Origin of the sequence: Gordonia sp. LUNF6, from assembly GCF_047041125.1 — a bacterium.
Classification (GTDB): Bacteria; Actinomycetota; Actinomycetes; order Mycobacteriales; family Mycobacteriaceae; genus Gordonia; species Gordonia sihwensis.
Genome location: NZ_CP178181.1, coordinates 1,031,201 through 1,052,888, shown reverse-complemented (window position 1 = coordinate 1,052,888; position 21,688 = coordinate 1,031,201). Strand labels below are relative to the sequence as shown.

Here is a 21,688-nt window from a genome sequence, read left to right as displayed (position 1 = left end):
ATGCCCTCGGTGCACCGTCTGCCGGACGTTTTCGGTCGCCGGCGGATACATTCGGCGCATCCCCACCGGCCGTGACCGGTGTCCTCCGACAGTCAGGACTCTCCCGTGGCACTCACCGAATTGACCTTCACCTCCCACAACGGGCGCGACACCGTGCACGGCTGGATGTACCGGCCCACCAGACCGGCCCGGGCCGTCGTCCAGCTGATCCACGGTCTCGGTGAGCACTCCCGCCGGTATCTGCATCTGATCGGCCGGCTCCTCGATGCCGGATTCGCAGTGGTCGCCGACGACCACGCCGGACACGGCAAGACCGCGATGGAGTCGGGGTTCTGGGTCGACACCGGCGACGACGGGGCCGCGACCGCCGTCGCCGACGAGCTCACGCTCATGGACATCGCACGCGCCGAGTATCCGGACCTGCCGCACGCGGTGTTCGGCCATTCGTGGGGATCGATGATCGCCCGCGGTCTGGCCGCACAGCGCGGCGACGATCTCGACGCCCTGATCCTCTGCGGCATCGCCGCGCAGATCAGGGGTATCGAGACCGTGGTCGATCGCGGGGCGCTCGCCGCCGAGCCCGACCGCAGCGCCGCCGCCTCCCCGGAGATCGTCGGCGCCGTGTTCGACGGATTCGTCTCCCGTTACGGCGACGGAGCCGGTCCCACCGACTGGGTGGCCCGCGACCCCGACGTGGTGCGCGATCACTCGGTGGACCCGTTCAACAATTTCGGCGCGCCCATGAGTGTCCGGTTCCTGCAGGGATTCATCGACCTCTACGACCAGGTGAACAGCGACGAGTGGTATCCGCAGATCCGCCGCGACCTCCCCGTCTTGATCCTCGCGGGCGACCAGGACCCCGTCACCGACTACGGTGAGGGCGCCTATCACGTCGCCAACCGGCTCGTCGCGACCGGCCACGCCGACGTGCGCACCCGCGTCTACACCGGCTTCCGCCACGAGGTGCACAACGAGCCGGAGATCCGCGACGAGGTCGAAGGCGAGATCGTGGCATTCGTCGAGAAGTCGCTTCGGCGGTGAGGCTTACCATTGGTCTTCAGCAGGGCACCGGCAGGAGGGACGAGAAGTGGTCGGACGTGCAGAACGGAACAAGGATCTGATCCAGGAGGTGGTCGAGAGCGCCGCGCATCGGGTCGGCAACATCACGTCGATCATCACCACCGCCGTCGCCGACGTCGCGCGAGAGATCGGCGAGTTGGTCACCGACGGGTTCGAGATGCGCGAGGCGGCCAAAACCGCACGGAACGACTCCGAACCGGAGGCGAAGCCGAAGACCCCACCGGAGGAACTCGACTCGCTGAACGGCTACGACGACGACACGGACGAGGATGCGGACGCCGACGACGGCGGCTCCGGTCGAGAGGACCACTGAGCGACATCGTGCCCGACCAGTATCAAGTGCTCCGGGACGTCTTCGGCTACTCGGAGTTCCGCGGCGACCAGGAGCAGATCGTCTCGCACGTGATCGGCGGAGGCGACGCCGTCGTGCTCATGCCGACCGGCGGCGGCAAGAGCCTCTGCTATCAGGTGCCCGCGCTCGTCCGTGAGGGATGCGCCGTCGTCGTCTCGCCGTTGATCGCGCTCATGGCCGACCAGGTGGGAGCTCTGCGCCAACTGGGCGTCCGCGCCGCCTACCTGAACTCCACTCAGCTCCCCGAAGAGCGAGCGGAAGTCGAAAGAGCATTCCTCGCAGGCGAACTCGACCTGATCTACGTCGCCCCCGAACGGCTGAGCCAACGGGGGACTCGCGAGTTCCTGGCGCGCGGCACGCTGTCGCTGATCGCGATCGACGAGGCGCACTGCGTCTCGCAGTGGGGCCACGACTTCCGGCCGGACTATCTGGCGCTGGGAGAGCTGGCGGACATCTGGCCGGACGTTCCGCGAATCGCGCTCACCGCGACCGCCACCCGCCGCACGCACGAAGAGCTCACCGCTCGGCTGCACCTGGAGGGCGCTCGCCACTTCGTCTCGAGCTTCGACCGGCCCAACATCACCTACCGCATCGAGCCCAAGGCGCAAGCCAACAGGCAACTGCTGGAGTTCATCCGAACGGAAGGCGTCGTCGACGGCGAGCCCGCGACCGGCATCGTCTACGCGCTGAGCCGCAACAGCGTGGAGAAGATCGCCGAGTTCCTCCGCGCGAACGGCGTCGACGCGGTGCCGTACCACGCGGGACTCGACCGCCGGGTGCGCGAGGACACGCTGCACCGGTTCCTGCGCGAGGACGGGATCGTGGTGGTCGCGACGATCGCGTTCGGCATGGGCATCGACAAACCCGATGTGCGCTTCGTGGCGCACGTCGATCTTCCGAAGAGCATCGAGGGTTACTACCAGGAGACCGGACGCGCCGGCCGCGACGGCCTGCCGTCGGTGGCGTGGATGGCCTACGGGCTCGCCGACGTCATGAACCAGCGGCGCCTGATCGACCAGTCCGACGGCGACGCCGCACGGCGCCGGGTGCAGTCGCAGCTGCTCGACGCGATGCTGGCTCTGTGCGAGACGGCGACGTGCCGGAGGCAGCAGTTGCTGGGGTACTTCGACCAGCGGATCGAACCCTGCGGCAACTGCGACACCTGTCTGAACCCGCCGAAGACCTGGGACGGCACGGTGCCGGCGCAGAAGCTCCTGTCGACCATCTTCCGGCTCGACCGCGACTTCAACCGGTCGGCCTATGGCGCCGGTCATCTCATCGACATCCTGCTGGGTGTGGACAACGCTCGTATCCAGCAGCAGGGCCACGATCGCCTCACCACCTACGGCATCGGCACCGAACTCGACGCCGGCGGATGGCGAAGCGTGGTCCGCCAGCTGGTGGCTCTCGGAATCATCGCTCCGCAGGGCGATTACGGAGTGCTGCGCCTCACCGAGAAGGCCGCCCCCGTTCTGCGCGGCGAGACCACGGTGATGCTCCGCGAGGACACGAAGGCTCCGGCACGCTCCCGGAAAGCCGCACGCTCGAGCGCACCGGACCTGCCGGACGCCGATCGCGGACTCTTCGAGGCACTGCGCCGCTGGCGCTCGTCCGTCGCGAAGGACGCGGGGCTGCCCGCCTACACGGTGCTCGGAAACAAGACCCTCGAAGAGCTCGCACGTGCGAAACCGTCCAATCACGAAGAGCTGCTGGCGATCTCCGGTATCGGGCAGAGCAAGCTCGAGAAGTACGGCGACCAGGTCCTGGAGGTCCTGGTCGATTTCGAGTCCGCGTAGCGGTCAGTTGACCGCAGTGCTGAGATCAGTACCGTCACTGCCGTCCTCCGGCGATGTTCCCTCGCCGGTCGACATACGTACTGATCTTTGCAGCATCGCGCGGTGCTTCGCCGAGCATGCCCGGTGCCGGTCCCTGGCGGTGACGGCTTTGATGTCGGCGAGGACCGCGTCCCAGCCGTAGAGCACGTCGTCGTAGGTCAGGCGCAGCGTGAGCCACCCGTCCACCAGAGCGCGGCGGTCGCGGCGGCGGTCGTTCGCGTACCCAGTCCGCGTGGTGTGGTGCAACACGCTGTCGCACTCGATCAACAGTCTCCCGATCCGCAGATCCGCCCATCCGACGCTCTCCACGTACGGCTGGACCGTCACATCGAACCCCGCCGACCGCAGCCGGACGCGGGCGATGCTCTCCGTCCCGGACTGCGCCCGCCGATCAGTCTTCGCTATCCGCCGTTCCACCGTCCGCCCGGCTCCGCGCAGCTCGGATCGAAGATCCGCACGCGTCTTACCCGTGAGATTCAGGTACGAGTCACCGACCGCGATCCATTCCTCGTCGGAGAGGCAGCGTGCGGCGTACGCCAACGCGACGGGAACCGGATCGACAGCCCGCGTCGCCGTCCGCAGTGAGCCACCGAAAGGCCGGCAGGCGAGCACTCCACCGTCACGGACCGCCGCAGCCGCCCTCTCGTCGTGAGCCGGGAGCGCGAACCACCCAGCCCGCAGACGCACCAGCGATCCCCCGCGTACCGGTTCCGGCACGCGCCGTCGTCGAGCCACGACCGCGCCGCAGGCCTTCGGCTCACGGTGAGTCAAAATCTTGGATCCGAAGTCCACCGGTCTTATCGTGAAGCGTCATCGCTTGATTGGAGTACCCGTGACCGACTCAGACGTCTTCACCCAGGTCGATTCGTCGATCGCCGTCGCGGAGACGCCGTCGTGGCACCGCGGTGTGTTCGACTTCCCCAACCCGGTCAACGACTACGCGGCACGCTCGACCGCCGGTCTCGTCATCGCGCTCGCGATCGTGGCCATCGCCGTCGATAAGCCTTGGCTGTACGGGCTCCTGGCCCTCGGTTTCGCCCTGCGGGTCGCGGGCGGCCCGCGGTACTCGCCGTTCGGCAGGCTCGCCGTGCATGTCATCGTGCCGCGCATCTGGAAACGCACGAAGATGGTTCCCGGACCGCCCAAGCGGTTCGCTCAGACCATCGGCCTGGTCTTCTCCGGCTGCGCGTTCGTACTGTCAGCGGCCGGTTTCGGTCTCGCGGCACAGATCGTCGTCGGGCTGTTGATCGTGGCGGCGTTCCTCGAGTTCGCCTTCGGTCTCTGCCTCGGCTGCATCGGATTCGGACTGCTCCAGCGCGCCGGAATCATTCCGGACAGCGTCTGCGAGGCCTGCAACGACTTCGGCCGCAATCGGGCCTAGAGGCGGGGTTCTGGAGCCGCCTCCCTCAGCGAGCGGCCAGACCCAACGCGATCCCGTCCAGGATGTCGTGCTCCGAGACCACCATCTCGGTGATGGCGGCACGGTCGGCCAACTGTCGCGCCAGCTCACGGGTCACGAGCGCGCCGCCGCCGATGACGTCGGCACGCCCCGGATGCATCGGTCCGAGCGCCAGCCGCTCCTCGCGTGTCATCGCGACGATGCGTCCGCAGAGAACGTGAAGTTCCGCCAGCGGGATCCGCGAGTGGTGGATCACCTCGGGGTCGTACTCGGTGAGACCGGCGTGAAGAGCCGCGAACGTCGTCAACGTTCCGGCGACCCCCACCCACGTGCGCGCGGGGCCGACATCGACCGCGGCGAACGCCTTTGAGAGTTCCTCCGCCGCGATCGCCGCGGCACGGGCGCGCTCGTCCAGGGTCGGCGGATCGGACGCGAGTGCTCGTTCGGTGAGTCGCACGCAGCCGATGTCGGCGGAGTATGCGCCGGCCACGACCGCCTGCCCTCGCGACACCGAGCCGACGACGACTTCGGTGCTGCCCCCGCCGAGGTCGGTGACCACGAAGGGTCCGTCCGCCGGGTCCAGACCGCCGACGGCGCCCCGGAACGACAGCCGTGCCTCCTCGTCACCGGAGATCACTTCGGCCACCGCGCCCTGCTGCACCTTGCCGAGCAGTTCGGCCGTCATCGCGAAGAACTCGTCGCGGTTGCCCGCGTCCCGCGTCGCGGACGTCGCGACCATGCGGACTCGCTCCACCCCGGCCGCGACCATCGCCTCGACGTAACCCGCCAGCGCCGCGCGGGTGCGCTCGATCGCCTCGTCGGCGAACTGGCCGGTCGCGTCGACGCCCTGCCCCAACCGCACCACCAGCATGTCGCGCCGGACGTCGGAGAGCGCTCCGTTCTCGTCGACGTCGGCGATCAGCAGCCGGATCGAGTTGGTGCCGCAGTCGACGGCGGCCACCCGGGTCACGCGCCGGCCTCGTCGGAATCCGGTGCGTGCAACGGCCAGTCGGCGGGCACGGCGATGCCGCGGAGCTTCTCGATGTCGGCGAGCAGTGCGACGGCCTCGTCGCCCAGCGGGTTGACGCCCGGCCCCTTGGCCAGTGAATGCGCCACCAGCACGTGCAGGCACTTCACCCGATCGGGCATGCCGCCGCCGGCGAAGTCGGTGCCGAGCGATTCGATCGCGTCACGCTCGGCGAGGTAGCTCTCGTACGCCGCGCGGTAACCGGCAGCGAGGTCGGCGTCCTCGGCCAGCCGCGAGGTCATCTCGCGCATCACGCCACCCGACTCCAGACGGCTGCAGGCCCCCGTCAACCGCGGGTCGGTCAGATAGTAGAGCGTCGGAAAGGGGGTGCCGTCGGGCAACCGGGGTGCCGTCTTCACGACCGCGGGCTGACCGTCCGGAGTGCGGTAACTGATCTCCAGCACCCCGCGCGGCTCACGTCCCAACTGCTTCGCGACCAGTTGCAGGTCGGCTTCGGTGATGCTCACTTACCCTCGGGTCTCCGGCGGCGTCGACACCGCATCCATCAGATTCTCGTACCACGGCGTGGCTTTGCGTTGACGCTCCGCCGCCTGCTCCGCCTCTTGCTGCTGGCGCGTCGGGTTGATGATGACGATCGGCTTCTCGCCCTTCGGCACGTACTGCAGACGCTGCCGCGCCTGCGCCTCGATGTACGCCGGATCGCTCTGCTGCGCCAGCTTGTCCTTGTACTGCTGGGTCTCCCGCCGCAGCTGCGCATTCGACTCCTGCAGCTGGTTGAACTCGTTGCGCTGGGCGATGTAGGTCCGCACCGGGACGGCGAGCGTCAGCATCAGGAAGATCGCCATGCCGACTGCGATGCCGACTGTCGTCACGCTGACGCCGCGACGCTGCGCGAACAGGACGAGCCGGGACGGCGACGCCGGGAGGTCCCCGGACGCATTGCCGCGAGGACGCTCCGAGGTGCGACGACGGCGAGCGCCGGCATGGGAGGCGCCTACCGACGCGCCGCCGAGATCAGCACGCGGATCGCCGTCACCGGCCGACTCGCGGGGCGCGGTCGGCCGGGGCGGAACAGCAGAGTCGCGAGACCGGGTGCGCCGCTGGTCGGGACGCGATCGACGCGACGAACTCGCCGGCCGATCGGATCGCCCGCGACTGCTGCGCCGGCGGGCGGCGCCACCGCTCCCCCCGCTCCCGGTCTCGCCTTCTGCCATACCTACTAGCTAATCACGCACCGAACGAAAAGCGCGGGAACGCCAGGTCACCGGCGTAGCGCGCGGCGTCGCCGAGGCCCTCTTCGATACGCAGCAACTGGTTGTACTTGGCGACGCGCTCGCTGCGTGCCGGCGCACCGGTCTTGATCTGGCCCGAGCTGCACGCGACCGCCAGATCGGCGATGGTGGTGTCCTCGGTCTCGCCCGATCGGTGGCTCATCATGGTCTTGTAGCCGCTGTTGTGCGCCAGCGCGACCGCGTCGAGAGTCTCGGTGAGCGTGCCGATCTGGTTGACCTTCACCAGGAGTGCGTTGGCGATCCCCTTGCTGATGCCCTCTTCGAGGCGCTCCGGGTTGGTGACGAACAGATCGTCGCCCACCAGCTGCACCTTGTCGCCGATGGACTCGGTGAGCGACGCCCATCCGGTCCAGTCGTCCTCGGCGAGGCCGTCTTCGATGGACACGATCGGGAAGTCGGTGACCAGCTTCTCGTAGAACGCGATCATCTCGTCGGCGGACTGCGCCTTGCCCTGGAACTGGTAGGCACCGTCGCGGTAGAACTCGGTCGACGCCGAGTCGAGCGCGATGACGATGTCGCTGCCGAACTTGTAGCCGGCCTTCTCGACGGCCTCGGCGATCACGCTGATCGCGGCCTCGGTGTTGGGCAGATCCGGAGCGAAGCCGCCCTCGTCGCCCAGCGCGGTGCTCATGCCCTGCTTGTGCAGGACCGACTTGAGCGAGTGGTACACCTCGGCACCCCAGCGGAGCGACTCGGCGAACGTGGCCGCACCCGTCGGCGCGATCATGAACTCCTGGAAGTCGATGCCGTTGTCGGCGTGCGCACCGCCGTTGATGATGTTCATCATCGGGACCGGCAGGATGTGAGCGTTCGGCCCGCCGACGTAGCGGAACAGCGGCAGACCGGCCGACTCGGCCGCGGCCTTGGCGACCGCCAGCGACACGCCGAGCAGAGCGTTGGCGCCGAGGCGCGACTTGTCGGGGGTGCCGTCCAGATCGACGAGGGTCTGGTCGAGGACACGCTGATCGTCGGCCTCGATACCGATGACCTCGGGGGCGATATCGCCCAGGACTGCCTCGACGGCCTTCTTGACGCCCTTGCCGAGGTAGCGGTCGCCACCATCGCGCAGCTCGACGGCCTCGTGCTCACCGGTCGAGGCACCCGAGGGAACCGCTGCCCGCGAGAAGGTGCCGTCGTCCAGGACGACCTCGACCTCGACGGTCGGGTTGCCGCGGGAGTCGAGGATCTCGCGCGCGCCTACCTGCTCGATAATTGCCACTTGTCAGCCCCAATTCGATGTTCGATGTCGTCGGGTCGGCGGAGACGCCGACAGATTCCGAGGTCCAGGATAAACGCAGATCAGTAGCGGATGTTCACGGAGTACGCGTTCGCGTAGTTGCGCACCTTCAACACGTACTCGTCGTGATTGTTATAGGCGTGCACGGCCGCTTCCCAGCCTTCGGGCGTGGTCATGTCGCCGCCCGCGTACACGCAGAGATACCGCGCCGCCGACAGCGCCGCGTCGTCGATGTTGTCCGGGTCGGCCGCGCCGTCGCCATTCGCGTCCACTCCGTAGCGCATCCACGTCTCGGGAATGAACTGGAACGGTCCCATCGCGCGGTCGTAGGTCGTGTCTCCGTCGAGCCGCCCTTTGTCGGTGTCACGGATCACCCGGTTGCCCTTGGTGCCGTCGAGAGCGGGACCGCGGATCTCCGGGCGGACGTCGCCGTTGGGTGCGACGGTGGCGCCCCCGTGCCTGCCGTGCTTGGTCTCCACCGCGGCGATCCCGGCAAGCGTGGTCCAGCCGATCCCGCACTCGGGATGCTGTTGACGCTGGATTTCGGCGGCGTTGCCGTACGCCTCCAGAGCGGTCAGCGGAATGGCCGTCGCATCGGAGATGGGTGTGGCCCACTCACGCATCTTGTCCGCGGTGCGGCCGGGCGAGTTGATGTCGATGTAGGGCTGCTGGGTTCCGACCCCGGGCGGCAGCCCGTCGGGGATGTCCGGACGGTCCCACGGCATCCGGATCCCGCACGACGACAGCGAGACCGCGACGGCGACCGCGATGGGAGCGACCCACCACCGGCGCCGATTGGTCGTCACCGATCGCACAACTCGGGTCACAGGTCCTCATCTCTCGTCACTGCACTGGATCTCTCGTCACTGCACTCGATCGCACCGGCTCGCCGGAACGGCCGGGGTCACGGCGCGCACAAGCCTCGCACACCACCAGACCAACTCCGAAAACGCCGCGGGAGTTCCCGCCGCTGATCCGGTTTACGCATTTCCGGCGTCGATGCAGCTAGAGGACGAATCCGATTAGGAGAGGCTCACCCAACGTGGGTTATCCTTACCGGGTTGTCCGGCCAACCTGACCGGCGGCGCACGGCGGAAGGAAAAGACGGTGACGATGCTCATCGCACAGGGCGCCCCCTCGGTGGTGACCCAGATGGTCGGGAGCGGTCTGATCGGTGTGCGCGAGGGGCTGGAAGCCGGGATCGTCGTCATGGTCCTCATCGCTTTCGCGGTGAAGTCCGATCGCCGCGACTCGCTCAAGTGGATCTGGCTCGGCGTCGCCGCGGCGCTCACGATGATGATCGCCACGTTCCTCATCATTCAGTTCGGTTCGTCGACGATCTCCTCCCTGGGCGCCGAACTGCTCGCGGGGATCGCGTCCCTGGTCGCCGTCGCCATCGTCACGTTCATGGTTCTGTGGATGCGCAAAGCCGCCGCACATATATCGGGCGATCTGAAGTCGGGGCTGACCAACGCTCTGGCGGTCGGCGGCGCCGCTGTCTTCGGACTGGCCTTCCTGGCCGTCGGACGCGAGGGCTTCGAGACCGCCCTGCTGATGGTCGGGTACGCCGAGAGCGTCTCCGGCGGGGTGTGGCCGCTTGTCGGTCTGTTGCTCGGCATGCTCGTCGCGGTGGTTCTGACGTGGCTGTTGTACAAGGGCGCCATCGCGATCGACTTCGCCAGATTCTTCACCTACACCGGCTACTTCCTGATCGTCGTCGCCGCGGGCATCCTCGCCTACGGTGTCGGTGCGCTTCAGGTGTACGGCTGGCTGCCCGGCCTCGGCGAAATCGCCTTCGACATCTCGTCCTGGTACGACCAGAGCGCCTGGTACGGCGTGATCCTGGCCGGCATCTTCAACTTCCGTCCGGAGCCCACCGTCCTGCAGGTCATCGCCTGGGCCGGATACATCATCGTCGTGGGCGGGCTGTTCTACGCCCGCGGACGGTCGTCGACGCGCAGACCCGAGGCTGCCCCCGCCACGCTGGAAGAGGCCTCATAAGCCGCATCGCCCGGGCGCACTCCCGTCTTCCCCACCACGCCGACTCCGACTCACCGCGTGGACACCGTGAAAGGAACACCATGGTCAAGCTCTCCCCCGTTCTGCGGAACGTCGTCGTGCTCGGCGCTGTGGCCGCCACGCCACTGGCACTGGCCGCATGCGAGGCGAAATCGTCCGGCGACGGCGCGGTGACTGTGACCTCGTCCAACGACGGCTGCGAACTGTCGACCACCGATCTGCAGACCGGCACCGCGAACTTCGAGATCAGCAACGCCGGATCCAAGGTCACCGAGTTCTACGTCTACGGCAAGAACAATCGCGTCCTCGCCGAGGTGGAGAACATCGGTCCGGGCCTCAAGGGCAAGCTCAGCGTGGAGTTCAGCGAGCCGGGGACCTACACCGTCGCGTGCAAACCGGGCATGGTCGGAACCGGCATCCGACAGAAGATCGAAGTGACCGGCGAGACCAAGCAGAAGAGCCAGGCTCCGGCCGATGTCGAGGCCGCCAAGCAGCGCTACCTCGAGTACGTCCGCGGCCAGCTCAACGGATTGGTCGCACAGGTGCAGACCTTCACCGGCGACGTCAAGAGCGGCGATCTGGATGCGGCTCGCAACGGCTTCGGCCTGGTTCGCACGTTCTACGAGCGCATCGAGCCGGTCGCCGAGTCGTTCCCCGACCTCGACCCCAAGATCGACATGCGCTGGGACGACACCGAGGACGGCAAGCAGGAGTTCACCGGATTCCACCGCATCGAGCGCTTCCTCTTCCCTCCGAAGGCCGATGAGGTCGGCGAAGCCGAGGGTCAGGTGGCGCCCGCGGACGCCGCCGCCGCGAAGACCGCCGATTCCAAGGCCGCCATCGACAAGGCCGCCGATCAGCTCCTGACCGACGTGACACAACTGCGCGACGAGGTCTCCGCCCCCGGTTTCGAGTTCGAGACGCAGATGTTCGTCCACGGCCCGCAGGCGCTGATCGACGAGATCGCCAAGACAAAGGTGGCCGGCGAGGAGGATCGCTACAGCCACACCGACCTGTGGGACATCGCCGCCAACATCGACGGCTCCGAGACGCTGATCGCGGAACTGCAGCCGATGATCTCGGCGCGCGACCCGAAGCTGATGGACAAGATCACCGCTCAGTTCGCCGACGTCCGGTCGTTCATCGACCAGTTCCGCGAGGGCGACGGCTACGCCTCGTACGACAAGGTGTCGCCGGCACAGCGCAAGGAGTTGTCGGACAAGGTGGACGCCCTCTCGGCGACTCTGTCGCAGGTGCCCGGCCTGGTTCTGCAGAAGTGAGCGGGAATACGAAGTGAGTGACAGCGAAGCGCAGCCGACCGGAGACCCTGAGGCTGGTCGAGTGCCCGATGCGAGCGAAGCGAGCAACGGGCGTATCGAGACCCCCGCACCCGACGCACCCAAGCCCGGTGTGTCCCGCCGCACCGTGCTCGGTGCCGCGGGGGTCGGCATCGCAGCCGGTCTCGCCGGCGGAGCCGCGATCGGCGCGACCGTCGGAGGTCGTGGCGACTCCGAGCCCGACCGCGTCGTCGCATTCCGCGGCGAGAGGCAGGCCGGCATCGTCACCGAGGCTCAGGACCGCCTGCACTTCGCCGCCTTCGACGTCATCACCGACTCGCGTGAAGCGCTGGTCGACATGTTGAAGAAGTGGACTGTCGCGGCCGAGCGGATGACGCGCGGTGAGGAGACCGTTCCCGGCGGTGCCACCGGCATGGGCGAGTATCACCCGCCCGCCGACACCGGCGAGGCACTGGGCCTGTCGCCCGCACACCTCACCCTCACCATCGGCTTCGGCCCCGGACTGTTCGGGCCGAGCGCCTCCGACCCCGGCCGCAAGGACCGGTTCGGCATCGCCGACCGCAAGCCCGCGGCCCTCGCCGACCTGCCGGCGTTCGCGCAGGAGAAGATCGAGCCCTCGCGCTCGTTCGGCGACATCTGCATCCAGGCGTGCGCCGACGATCCGCAGGTCGCGGTCCATGCCGTCCGCAACCTCGCGCGTATCGGCGTCGGCGTCGTCTCCGTCCGGTGGTCGCAGCTCGGTTTCGGTCGCACGTCGTCCACGACCCGCTCGCAGGAGACGCCGCGCAACATGTTCGGTTTCAAGGACGGCACCGCCAACATCCGGGCCGAGGACACCGAGACCCTCGATAAATGGGTGTGGGTGGCTCCCGGCGACAACCCGCCGGCGGCACAGTGGATGACCGGCGGCACCTATCTCGTCGCACGGCGCATCCGGATGGACATCGAACCCTGGGACCGAGCGAATCTGAAGGAGCAGGAGGACATCATCGGCCGGACCAAGCAGTCCGGCGCGCCGCTCAGCGGCGAGGACGAGTTCGACGAGCCCGATTTCCAGATCACCTCATACGGCACGCCGATCATTCCGCTGACCTCCCACGTCCGTCTCGCTCACCCCGACATGAACAACGGTGCGCAGATCCTGCGGCGCGGATACAACTTCACCGACGGCTCGGACGGTTTCGGCCATCTCGACGCGGGACTCTTCTTCGTCGCCTTCAACCGCGACAGCTTCAAGCAGTTCGTGCCGATGCAGCACCAGTTGTCACGCAAGGACGCGATGACCGAATATCTGATACCGAACGGTTCGGCGATCTTCGCCGTCCCGCCGGGGCTGCGTCCCGGTGAATACTGGGGACAACGTCTGTTCGAGAAGTAGCAGCGTCCCCGGACAATCGTAAGGACCTCACCGCCGTGCCCACGACCATGGACCGGATCAGATCACTCGGAACCGCGTACACGCGCGTCCGTCGGACGTCTCGATTCGGCTGGGTGCTGCGGTACCTCACCATCGCGGTCGGCTTTCTGGTCACCGCCGCCGGGGTCATCACGATCCCGTATCCGGGGCCCGGATGGGCCATCGTCTTCCTCGGACTGCTCATTCTGTCGCAGGAACTGGAATGGGCGGCACGCCTGCGCAAGTGGATCATGTCCAGACTCAACTCGATGTACTCCGATTACATCGACGGCAATCGGCTGGCGCAGTTCGCGCTCGCCGTCGGTACGTGCGCCATCGTCTTGCTGACACTGTGGGTGACGGGGGCACTCGACTTGGCGCAGGGCTGGGTCGGCCTCGACTACGGCTGGCTCGACTCGCCGCTGGGCTGACGGGTTGAGCTGACGGGTTGCGCTCACGGGTTGAGCCGCCGGTCGTGTGATCGATCGACGCCTCGCCCGGCCGGGGCGACTTCGATCATCGGTGGCCCTCCCGGGTGCGAGGATCGACGGGTGAACGAGACCTCACCCGCCGCCGGCCGATCGACCTCCAGGCTGCGCGCCGTGGTCAGCGCACTCATGATCGTCGTCGCCTTGATCCTCGCGCCCGTCGCCTCCGTCGGGACATGGGTACGCCTGCAGCTCGTCGACAGCGACCAGTTCGTCGCGACCTTCGCCCCGCTCGCGGACGATCCGGCGGTCCAGAACTTCGTCGCCGACCAGATCACCGATCAGATCAACCAGCAGGTCGATTTCGACCAGATCATCGGTCAGGCCTTCGACGGAATCTCCGAGTCCGGACTTCCGCCGCGGGCCGCTGCTGCCATCTCGTCTCTCCGGGGGCCCGCCGTCGCCGGCATCCAGTCGCTCGTCGCGTCGACGGCCCAGCGGCTGGTGGCCTCCGATCAGTTCGCCGATCTCTGGGCGCAGAGTCTGCGCGTCACCCACAGACAGGCGACGGCGCTGCTCAAGGATCAGCCCGACGCGGCGCTGGCGCTCTCCGACAGCGGCACCCTGAGCCTGCAGCTCGCCCCGCTGGTCGACGCGGTGAAGCAGCGTCTATCCGCCCGCGGCCTCGACTTCGTGAACCGGATCCCGGTGACGAACCGATCAGTCACGATCCTCCACTCGGACTCGTTGGGTCTGGCGCGCGTCTCGTACCGGGTGGCCGTGATCGGCGGACTCTGGCTGTCGTGGGTGGCGGTCGGACTGCTCGTCGGCGGGATCCTGGTAGCCAACCGCCGGCGACGGGCGACGGTCGCGTCGTCGTTGGCCGCGGCCGTCATCTTCGCACTGATGTCGATTGGCGTCTGGATCGGTGGAAACGTCTTCGTCTTCTCGATGAGCCCGAATCCGTTGCCGAGCGCTGTCGCGCACGCGATCTTCGACCAGGTGACCGCGATGATGGCGTCGACGCTGCGGGCCCTCACCTTCCTCGGGCTGCTGATCGCGGTGGTCGGCTGGTTCGCCGGCCCGGCGCGGCCCGCCCGCGCCGTGCGGTCGGTCCTCGACTCGGGGTTCACTGGTCTGCGTGGCGCGCTGGACCGCGCCGGCGGCGACACCCGTGGCTTCGGCCGAGCCGTCGACAAGTACCGCGCCGTGATCTACTGGATCGCCCTCGCACTCGGCATGGCCGCCTTGTTCGCCTCGCGGCCGGTGACATTCACCGCGATGGCCTGGCTGGTAGTCGCGCTGGTCGTCGTGGCAGTGGGTGTCGAGGTGGTCCGGAGACCGGAGGTGGGTGAGGGCGGCGTCACGTCTGAGCCGCCAGAAACCAGTTTGCCCGCAGCGACTCCTTCACCGACCGACCTCGGGTAGTCGCTAACAGCGCAAACCGGGGTGTTCGTGAGAAATGTCGGTGGCGGATGCAACACTGTGCGAGTGGAAGAAGGCATCTACGAACAGCTGGTAACCCAAGAGCTCCACGCTGAACTCGAGTCCAGCGGACGGCGTTACGAAACAGCCCGCATCGATGCTGTCGACGAACCGCATCTACTCGCTCGGCACGTGAGCGACGTAGTCTACCGGCATCTCACCGCGATCAAAGATCGATCGGACCGGTTGAATGCCGCCAACGACGTCATCCGTCGTCTCGACTCCGAGAGCGCCGCTGTTGAGGAGCCTGCACGTCAGCTCCTCCGCATTTACCAATCAGAGCATCCCGGCCTAACAAACCGAGCTTCAATTCGCCCCACAACTCCTTTGTCCGAAGCTGCGCTCCTCACCAACGCTAGCGGCGAGCCTTCGATCGGGCATGAGCTCCCAGCCGAACTTGCGTCGGCAGATTCGGTCGACCTAGTCTGCGCGTTCATCCGTTGGAGCGGCGTCCGTTTGCTCGAAGCTCAACTCGCGACGCTCGCTGACACTGGTAAACCATTCCGGGTCATCACAACGACGTATCTGGGTTCCACCGAAAGAGAGACCCTCGACCGACTCGTGCGCAATTACGGGGCGCAAGTCCGCGTGCAATATGACAATCTCCGAACCCGCCTCCACGCGAAAGCGTGGTTGTTCCGCCGCCATTCGGGTTACGATACCGCATACATCGGTTCTTCGAATCTCTCCAATGCCGCGATGATTGACGGCGTCGAATGGAACGTGCGACTGTCGCGAGTCACCACCCCTGCCTTAATCGACAAGTTCACATCGACATTCGAGACCTATTGGAACAGTGACCCTTCGTTCGAATCCTATGATCCGGATCGAGACAGAGATCGCCTAGACGACGCCCTCGCAGTGGCTTCGGGTAATCGAAGGCACCGTTCGCTAACTCTGAGTACTTCAAGACTCGAAGTGAGGCCGTACCCATACCAGCAAATCATGCTCGAGGAGTTGCAGGCGGAGCGTGACGTACATGGCCGACACCGAAATCTGATTGTAGCGGCGACAGGAACCGGCAAGACCGTTCTTGCAGCTCTGGACTATCGCCGCATCGCTCACGCAGCCGAACACCGCCCACGGCTACTATTCGTAGCGCACCGTGAGGAGATTCTCAATCAGGCACTCAGGACCTTCCAAGAGGTGTTAACCGACCCAAATTTCGGCGAGTTGTATGTCGCCGGAGCTCGCCCAGAGCGATGGGATCACGTTTTCGCGAGCGTACAGTCGCTCAGTAGTTACGTCACCGAAATTCCTGCGAACCACTTCGAAGTGGTAATTATAGATGAGTTTCATCACGCTTCGGCACGTACATATCGACAGATAGTCGATCACCTGCAGCCCAATGAGATGGTGGCACTCACTGCTACCCCAGAGCGCGCCGACGGTATCGATGTTCGCCAGTTCTTCGATGGTCGCATCGCATCTGAACTTCGATTGTGGGATGCACTCGAGGCCGAGCTGCTGTGCCCATTTCACTACTTTGGAATTGCCGACGGTACCGACCTATCCCGACTCAGCTGGAAGAGAGGAGGTTACGAAACAGCAGAACTTGAGACGTTGTATACCGGGGATGATGCGCGTGCACGGATCGTGCTCAACGCAGTACGCGATAAGATCGTCGCACCGCTCAACATGCGTGCACTGGGATTTTGCGTGAGGCGGTGTCAACTCGTGGAAGCAACGTTGTCCTTCAGTAGGCGTTCGAAGACTTCCCGTGGAGTGTAGAAGCCCAGGCACTGCCGTGGCCGCTCGTTGAGCTCGCGGGCGATCGCTTCGAGGTACAGCTGATCGGATGGGATTTCGGTGCCCTTGGGCAGGTACTCGCGGATCAGGCCGTTGGTGTTCTCATTCGTCGGGCGTTCCCATGGCGAGCGGGGATGAGCGAAGTAGATCGGCAACTCGGCGGCCACGGTGACGCTGGCGTGCTCGGCCATCTCGGTGCCTTGATCCCACGTCAGGCCCTGTCGCATGAACTCCGGCAGTCCTCGCAGGTGATCGATCAGCACATCAGCAACGCCGGGTGCTTTCTTCCCGTCCGGCAGACCCAGGATCAGCGTGTACCGGCTGGTGCGCTCGACCAAGGTCACCGCCGCGGACTGGCCGGCCTTCCCGACGATCAGATCTCCTTCCCACCAGCCCGGCACCCGCCGATCGGCCGCGGTCTCGGGGCGGTCGTCGATGCTGACCATGCCCACGATCCGCGCCGACCGCTCACCGACTGACTTGCGGGGTTTACGCGCGGTGCGCTTGGACTGCAACAGGATGCCCTGAGCAGCCAACTCTCCCTTCGGAAGAGCATAAATCCACCGATAGATCGACTCGTGTGACACGCGGCGGCCCTGCGCGTTCGGTGAACCCGTCATGGGATCCACTGTGGGGTCTTGGGCCTCGAGCTTCAACCTCCCCGCGATCTGGCGCGGCGTCCGCGACCTGCGCAGGTCGGACCGTACCCGGTCGGCGAGCACCGAGTCAGCATCGATCGCCCTCGTCTGCGGACGGGCCCGCCGTGCGCGGGCGTGCTTGTCGGCGTGCACCACCTGATACGCGCCCGTCTTGGTGGCATTGCGTTTGATCTCGCGAGACACCACCGACTTGTCGCGCCCGATCTGCTCGGCGATCGCCGTGACCGTCATCCCCGCACGCCGTCCGACCGCGATCTCCGTCCGGTCCGCCACCGTCAACATCATCCGTCCCAGCCCCACCCAGGGTCTCCTACCGCGCTACCCGCAACCCCTCGTGGCCTGCAGTGTTGCTACGACGGTATGACACCGCCTGAGCGTTCGCCATGCCGAGTACATGGCGCGAGTATTCACAGAAGCCGGAATCCCCTCTGCATCGGTGTCTGGCAAAATCCGGGGCGCCGAGCGGACCGAACTCCTCGCTAGCCCCGGTGTTTCATGGGGATCTGCGGATCGCTGGGCGCAAATAGACCGAAGTGCTCCCTGAACAGGGGAAACTGGGACTTGTTTAAGGTTCCTGATCCTCAAGCAGAAAGCACTCGGTAGGTGAAGCGTACTTCGTGGTCGTCTGGTCTGTCGTTCTCCGTCGAGGATGTCGGGGTGATTGCTCATGCCGGGGTCATCGCGCCGCGTCTTCTGGCTGATCGCGTCGGCCTGACCGCCGAGCTGTCGGGGGCCATGGCGCAGCGCCGATCCATCCCGATCCATGACCGTGGCAGGGTGTTGACCGATGTCGCGGTGATGCTCACAGGTGGCGGCACGTCCATCGCCGACATCCGCGTCCTGCGCCACCAATCCACTGTCCTGGGTCCGGTCGCCTCCTCTCCGACGGTGTGGCGCGCCCTGGACGAGGTCACCGCTGGTAAACGCAAAAAGATCCAGGTCGCGCGGGCCCGTACGCGGCGGCATGTGTGGTCCCAGCTGCCCGGCGGGGTGCCGGCCTCCAAGTGCGCGGGCCGGGATCTGGGGGACACGGTCGTGCTCGATGTGGACGCCACCATCGTGGTCACCCACAGCGAGAAAGAACAGAGCGCGCCGACCTACAAGCGCACCTTCGGCTACCACCCGATCGGCGTGTGGTGCGACAACACAGAAGAGTTCCTCGCTGCGAGCTTGCGGCCGGGCAACGCGGGGTCGAACACCGCGGCCGACCACATCGACGTCCTGGGGCAAGCCATCGCCCAGATTCCCGCCGCCCATCGGCGTGATGTGCTGATCCGATCCGACGGCGCCGGCGCCTCCCATGACCTGTTGGAGTGGATCTCCGAGCAGAATCGGATCCGTGGTCGGCGGGTGGAGTACTCGGTCGGCTTCTCGATCACCGCCGGAATCCGCCGGGCCATCGCGATCGCCCCCGACACCGCGTGGGGGCCAGCGTTGAACCAGGGCGGGGACCTGCGGCCCGGGGCTGAGGTCGCCGAGCTGACCGGGTTCCTCTCCCCACGGATGCTCGCCAAGTGGCCAGACGGGATGCGGGTCATCGTCCGCCGCGAACGACCCCACCCCGGCGCCCAACTGTCGATGTTCGAGGAACTCGACGGGTGGCGCTACCAGGCATTTGTGACCAACACCGCCGTCGGTCAACTGCAGTTCCTCGAAGCGCGGCATCGGGCGCACGCCCGCGTGGAGGACCGGATCCGACACGCCAAAGACACCGGACTCGGCCGCCTTCCTTCGCGGGAATTCGCGGTCAACCAGGCCTGGCTCGTCGCGGTCATGATCGCCGCAGACCTCATCGCGTGGACGCGGCTGCTGGCCTGCATCGGCGAGGCCGCCGTTCTCGCCTTGTGCGAGCCCAAAGCGATGCGCTACCGATTCCTGCACGTCGCGGCCCTGCTGACCCGCAGCAGCCGCCGACGACGCGTGAAAATCCCCGAAACCTGGCCGTGGGCCGTCGCCATCGAGGCGGTGTTCCACACGATCGCCGCGATCCCCAAACCCGCCTGACCTCACCTGCCCGCCCACGACAGCACCACCCGGAGACCCGCCCACCGGCAGCGCTAGCCGGAGCTTCCGCACGCCTACTCGCCAATCAGGACGCGACATCCGTAGAGAACCGAATCTCCCACACCCCATGAATCAGGGGGGCTAGTCTGGGCAATCGCTCCATCAATGCAATATTTTCGGTTGACGTATTTAACGAAGGCGTCGACATTAAGGAAGTCGACACGATCTTCATGCTCCGGCCAACAGAGAGCGCAACCGTATTCCTGCAGCAACTGGGGCGTGGACTTCGCCGCACTGAATCGAAACCTATTCTCACTATTCTCGATTTTGTCGGCAACCAACGCGAAGAGTTTCGCTGGGATCTCCGGCTCCGAGCACTAACGGGAGGCAGTCGACGGTCACAGAAACAGAAGGTCATCGATCAATTCCCAACGCTACCGTCCGGGTGTCGGATCGTGTTCGATAAGACCTCCCAAGAAATTGTTCTGGCCAGCCTTCAACGGCAGCTCACGATGCGATGGAAAGACATGGTCCGCGAACTACAATCGGTGGGCGATATCACCTTTGGAGAATTCCTGGACGAAACCGAATTGCCACTTGCGAACCTTGTCAAGGACGGCAACAAGTCATGGACTCGGCGGTGTCAACTCGTGGAAGCAACGTTGTCCTTCAGTAGGCGTTCGAAGACTTCCCGTGGAGTGTAGAAGCCCAGGCACTGCCGTGGCCGCTCGTTGAGCTCGCGGGCGATCGCTTCGAGGTACAGCTGATCGGATGGGATTTCGGTGCCCTTGGGCAGGTACTCGCGGATCAGGCCGTTGGTGTTCTCATTCGTCGGGCGTTCCCATGGCGAGCGGGGATGAGCGAAGTAGATCGGCAACTCGGCGGCCACGGTGACGCTGGCGTGCTCGGCCATCTCGGTGCCTTGATCCCACGTCAGGCCCTGTCGCATGAACTCCGGCAGTCCTCGCAGGTGATCGATCAGCACATCAGCAACGCCGGGTGCTTTCTTCCCGTCCGGCAGACCCAGGATCAGCGTGTACCGGCTGGTGCGCTCGACCAAGGTCACCGCCGCGGACTGGCCGGCCTTCCCGACGATCAGATCTCCTTCCCACCAGCCCGGCACCCGCCGATCGGCCGCGGTCTCGGGGCGGTCGTCGATGCTGACCATGCCCACGATCCGCGCCGACCGCTCACCGACTGACTTGCGGGGTTTACGCGCGGTGCGCTTGGACTGCAACAGGATGCCCTGAGCAGCCAACTCTCCCTTCGGAAGAGCATAAATCCACCGATAGATCGACTCGTGTGACACGCGGCGGCCCTGCGCGTTCGGTGAACCCGTCATGGGATCCACTGTGGGGTCTTGGGCCTCGAGCTTCAACCTCCCCGCGATCTGGCGCGGCGTCCGCGACCTGCGCAGGTCGGACCGTACCCGGTCGGCGAGCACCGAGTCAGCATCGATCGCCCTCGTCTGCGGACGGGCCCGCCGTGCGCGGGCGTGCTTGTCGGCGTGCACCACCTGATACGCGCCCGTCTTGGTGGCATTGCGTTTGATCTCGCGAGACACCACCGACTTGTCGCGCCCGATCTGCTCGGCGATCGCCGTGACCGTCATCCCCGCACGCCGTCCGACCGCGATCTCCGTCCGGTCCGCCACCGTCAACATCATCCGTCCCAGCCCCACCCAGGGTCTCCTACCGCGCTACCCGCAACCCCTCGTGGCCTGCAGTGTTGCTACGACGGTATGACACCGCCCTCGCCTGCGCCGAGATGCCGGCCATCTCTCCGCGTCAGGTTCGGTGCTGGAATCTGAGATCCTCAAGCGAAACCGAGCATTTTCACATGTTGACGATCCCGTCCGCGCGATAGCGTATCGGCGCTTACTCTCCGACACGAAGACCTACAGCGAACTATCCGATCGAGACAGGCGACTCGCGGATATGTTGATATTTTCCGTCTGGCCGACAGGCGGAGATTTCGCTTCCCTCCGTGAAGCTCTAGAACTTCTGCGATCAGAGCCTGAGGCATGCAAAGAACTGATCGCGATTACGGACTACGGATTTGAGAATTCTCGACAGCAAACAAGACCACTGGCGGGATCACTGCGTGATCTACCGCTGCAGCTCCACGCACATTACCAGCGCGAGGAGATTCTTGCTGCTCTCGGTGTTGCGGCACTACAATCCAAGCCAGGGAATTTTCGCGAAGGTGTAAAGTATATCGACGACCTCAATGTCGACGCATTCTTTGTGACGTTGACGAAGTCTGACACCGGATTCTCGCCGACGACAATGTATCGGGACTATCCGATAAGCCGTAGGTTGTTCCATTGGGAAAGTCAGTCGACAACGACACTTGCTTCAAGGACTGGTCAACGTTATGTGAACGGGACCAGCACTGGGCGGTGTCATACCGTCGTAGCAACACTGCAGGCCACGAGGGGTTGCGGGTAGCGCGGTAGGAGACCCTG

The 21,688-nt window shown here is 65.9% G+C and carries 20 protein-coding genes and 1 pseudogene; 13 read left to right on the top strand and 8 right to left on the bottom strand.

The genetic code is table 11. From position 1 onward, the window contains the following. Positions 1-105: 105 nt before the first annotated feature. Genes ACK8HH_RS04930 through recQ form a run of 3 tightly spaced genes read left to right on the top strand, consistent with a single transcriptional unit; the run spans position 106 to position 3,228 of the window. Positions 106-1,041 carry an alpha/beta fold hydrolase gene (locus tag ACK8HH_RS04930; RefSeq protein ID WP_006897568.1) on the top strand — a complete coding sequence of 312 codons (936 nt, stop codon included), beginning with the start codon at positions 106-108 and terminating at the stop codon, positions 1,039-1,041. A gap of 46 nt (positions 1,042-1,087) precedes the next feature. Next, a complete protein-coding gene (locus ACK8HH_RS04925; protein WP_006897569.1) occupies positions 1,088-1,393 on the top strand; it encodes a hypothetical protein in 306 nt (101 codons plus the stop codon). Positions 1,394-1,401: 8 nt separating this feature from the next. Then, positions 1,402-3,228, top strand: coding sequence for a DNA helicase RecQ (recQ, locus tag ACK8HH_RS04920; protein ID WP_412475590.1), 1,827 nt, complete (start codon positions 1,402-1,404; stop codon positions 3,226-3,228). A 3-nt stretch (positions 3,229-3,231) separates the two neighbouring features. On the opposite strand, the gene ACK8HH_RS04915 is transcribed toward recQ, so the two are convergent. Then, entirely contained in the window at positions 3,232-3,984 is a 753-nt protein-coding gene (locus ACK8HH_RS04915) for a hypothetical protein (protein ID WP_412475589.1), read from the bottom strand. 154 nt (positions 3,985-4,138) lie between these two features. On the opposite strand from ACK8HH_RS04915, the gene ACK8HH_RS04910 reads away from it, so the two are divergent. Then, positions 4,139-4,648 carry a DUF4395 domain-containing protein gene (locus ACK8HH_RS04910; RefSeq protein WP_346076008.1) on the top strand — a complete coding sequence of 170 codons (510 nt, stop codon included), beginning with the start codon at positions 4,139-4,141 and terminating at the stop codon, positions 4,646-4,648. A 25-nt stretch (positions 4,649-4,673) separates the two neighbouring features. Here ACK8HH_RS04910 and ACK8HH_RS04905 read toward each other — a convergent pair whose 3' ends face one another. The 5 genes from ACK8HH_RS04905 to ACK8HH_RS04885 form a co-directional block, all read right to left on the bottom strand. Next, the gene (locus ACK8HH_RS04905) at positions 4,674-5,636 is read right to left on the bottom strand and encodes a Ppx/GppA phosphatase family protein (protein ID WP_006897573.1); all 963 of its coding nucleotides are present in this window, start codon (positions 5,634-5,636) and stop codon (positions 4,674-4,676) included. After that, complete coding sequence (locus ACK8HH_RS04900) at positions 5,633-6,160, bottom strand: DUF501 domain-containing protein (protein WP_006897574.1); 528 nt, start codon at positions 6,158-6,160, stop codon at positions 5,633-5,635. The genes ACK8HH_RS04905 and ACK8HH_RS04900 overlap by 4 nt, the downstream gene beginning before the upstream one ends. Next, positions 6,161-6,526, bottom strand: coding sequence for an FtsB family cell division protein (locus ACK8HH_RS04895; RefSeq protein WP_006897575.1), 366 nt, complete (start codon positions 6,524-6,526; stop codon positions 6,161-6,163). Positions 6,527-6,881: 355 nt separating this feature from the next. Then, positions 6,882-8,165 (bottom strand): phosphopyruvate hydratase, encoded by a 1,284-nt coding sequence (eno, locus tag ACK8HH_RS04890; RefSeq protein ID WP_045536925.1) that lies wholly within the window; start codon positions 8,163-8,165, stop codon positions 6,882-6,884. An 80-nt stretch (positions 8,166-8,245) separates the two neighbouring features. Continuing rightward, on the bottom strand, positions 8,246-8,989 hold the full coding sequence (locus tag ACK8HH_RS04885) for a lytic transglycosylase domain-containing protein (protein WP_062368088.1): 744 nt from the start codon (positions 8,987-8,989) through the stop codon (positions 8,246-8,248). A gap of 301 nt (positions 8,990-9,290) precedes the next feature. Here ACK8HH_RS04885 and efeU point away from each other — a divergent pair, with 301 nt between their 5' ends. From efeU to ACK8HH_RS04855, 6 genes and pseudogenes are all read left to right on the top strand, one after another. Next, positions 9,291-10,184 carry an iron uptake transporter permease EfeU gene (gene efeU / locus ACK8HH_RS04880; RefSeq protein ID WP_412475588.1) on the top strand — a complete coding sequence of 298 codons (894 nt, stop codon included), beginning with the start codon at positions 9,291-9,293 and terminating at the stop codon, positions 10,182-10,184. 80 nt (positions 10,185-10,264) lie between these two features. Continuing rightward, entirely contained in the window at positions 10,265-11,482 is a 1,218-nt protein-coding gene (gene efeO, locus ACK8HH_RS04875; RefSeq protein ID WP_045536930.1) for an iron uptake system protein EfeO, read from the top strand. 94 nt (positions 11,483-11,576) lie between these two features. Further along, entirely contained in the window at positions 11,577-12,878 is a 1,302-nt protein-coding gene (gene efeB / locus ACK8HH_RS04870) for an iron uptake transporter deferrochelatase/peroxidase subunit (protein WP_372452502.1), read from the top strand. A gap of 35 nt (positions 12,879-12,913) precedes the next feature. Then, positions 12,914-13,327 carry a TIGR02611 family protein gene (locus ACK8HH_RS04865; RefSeq protein ID WP_006897581.1) on the top strand — a complete coding sequence of 138 codons (414 nt, stop codon included), beginning with the start codon at positions 12,914-12,916 and terminating at the stop codon, positions 13,325-13,327. A 120-nt stretch (positions 13,328-13,447) separates the two neighbouring features. After that, the gene (locus tag ACK8HH_RS04860) at positions 13,448-14,752 is read left to right on the top strand and encodes a hypothetical protein (protein WP_346075856.1); all 1,305 of its coding nucleotides are present in this window, start codon (positions 13,448-13,450) and stop codon (positions 14,750-14,752) included. Between the two features lie 63 nt (positions 14,753-14,815). Further along, positions 14,816-16,471: pseudogene (locus tag ACK8HH_RS04855) on the top strand (DEAD/DEAH box helicase family protein); the annotation flags it as partial. 8 nt (positions 16,472-16,479) lie between these two features. On the opposite strand, the gene ACK8HH_RS04850 reads toward ACK8HH_RS04855, so the two are convergent. Beyond that, positions 16,480-17,502 (bottom strand): IS30 family transposase, encoded by a 1,023-nt coding sequence (locus ACK8HH_RS04850; RefSeq protein WP_412475205.1) that lies wholly within the window; start codon positions 17,500-17,502, stop codon positions 16,480-16,482. Between the two features lie 372 nt (positions 17,503-17,874). Here ACK8HH_RS04850 and ACK8HH_RS04845 point away from each other — a divergent pair, with 372 nt between their 5' ends. Both ACK8HH_RS04845 and ACK8HH_RS04840 read left to right on the top strand, forming a co-directional pair. Further along, positions 17,875-19,221, top strand: coding sequence for an IS1380 family transposase (locus ACK8HH_RS04845; RefSeq protein WP_278126588.1), 1,347 nt, complete (start codon positions 17,875-17,877; stop codon positions 19,219-19,221). A gap of 131 nt (positions 19,222-19,352) precedes the next feature. Continuing rightward, entirely contained in the window at positions 19,353-19,925 is a 573-nt protein-coding gene (locus ACK8HH_RS04840; protein ID WP_412475715.1) for a helicase-related protein, read from the top strand. Here ACK8HH_RS04840 and ACK8HH_RS04835 read toward each other — a convergent pair. Further along, positions 19,865-20,887, bottom strand: coding sequence for an IS30 family transposase (locus ACK8HH_RS04835; protein ID WP_412475205.1), 1,023 nt, complete (start codon positions 20,885-20,887; stop codon positions 19,865-19,867). The genes ACK8HH_RS04840 and ACK8HH_RS04835 overlap by 61 nt on opposite strands. Positions 20,888-21,158: 271 nt before the next feature. Here ACK8HH_RS04835 and ACK8HH_RS04830 point away from each other — a divergent pair, with 271 nt between their 5' ends. Next, positions 21,159-21,671, top strand: a complete 513-nt coding sequence (locus tag ACK8HH_RS04830; RefSeq protein WP_412475714.1) for a DUF3427 domain-containing protein — start codon at positions 21,159-21,161, stop codon at positions 21,669-21,671. Positions 21,672-21,688 lie beyond the last annotated feature (17 nt).